The organism is Marinifilum sp. JC120 (assembly GCA_004923195.1).
Lineage (GTDB): Bacteria > Desulfobacterota > Desulfovibrionia > Desulfovibrionales > Desulfovibrionaceae > Maridesulfovibrio.
Genome location: RDSB01000235.1, coordinates 1 through 392, shown reverse-complemented (window position 1 = coordinate 392; position 392 = coordinate 1). Strand labels below are relative to the sequence as shown.

Here is a 392-nt window from a genome sequence, read left to right as displayed (position 1 = left end):
TGAGCAAAGCTATTTCTTGAATATCAATAAGAGGAATATCTCTAATCAATTCGCTAGGAGGTAGAGCCTGCTCGCTGTCATCGTCATGGTTGGGTGAGCTAAATATAATGGTATCGGCACAGTGGCGATAATTGTCGGTTAGCGATTGTGCGTATTGCAGTTCTCTTAGGCTGCTGGCGTGAGGCATGTTGTGTTCACGCTGAAGTCGAATGGGTAATAAGGCATTGGGTGCTGCCGCAGGTGGCCATGCTTGTTGGTGTAAACCCATCACCCAGCAGTGGGTAAAGTGTAAGCCAGCGCCTTCTAGAATCCCCAAAATCTGAATAGGCGAGTCAGGCACTTTAGCCTGAAATGGGCGCTGATTGGCCATTACCTGTAACTGCTTAAGCGCC

The 392-nt window shown here is 48.5% G+C and carries 1 protein-coding gene; it reads right to left on the bottom strand.

The window, feature by feature from the left end; genetic code table 11:
* A partial coding sequence (locus D0S45_20940) for a hypothetical protein (GenBank protein TIH03137.1) occupies positions 1-392 on the bottom strand: 392 nt, incomplete at both ends.